Here is a 212-nt window from a genome sequence, read left to right as displayed (position 1 = left end):
GCCGTCACCAACGTCACCGTCGATGCCCGCGCAAAAACCGTCACGCTCACACTGACCACGGCGGTCACCCACGGCCAGACGGTCACCGTCGCCTACGCCGACCCCACGACCGACAACGACGCCAACGCCATACAGGACGCTGCCGGCAACGACGCGGCCAGTTTTGCGGCCACCGCGGTGGTCAACAACACGCCCGCGCCAGACACCACGCC

1 protein-coding gene is annotated in these 212 nt (G+C 68.4%); it reads left to right on the top strand.

Annotated elements, in window-relative coordinates; all coding sequences use genetic code 11:
- A partial coding sequence (locus tag VTU_RS29915; protein ID WP_010109464.1) for a SwmB domain-containing protein occupies positions 1-212 on the top strand: 212 nt, incomplete at both ends.

The organism is Verminephrobacter aporrectodeae subsp. tuberculatae At4 (assembly GCF_000193225.1).
Lineage (GTDB): Bacteria > Pseudomonadota > Gammaproteobacteria > Burkholderiales > Burkholderiaceae_C > Acidovorax > Acidovorax aporrectodeae.
The sequence above is the reverse complement of the archived record's forward strand: the minus strand, read 5'-3'. Positions and strand labels throughout refer to the sequence as shown.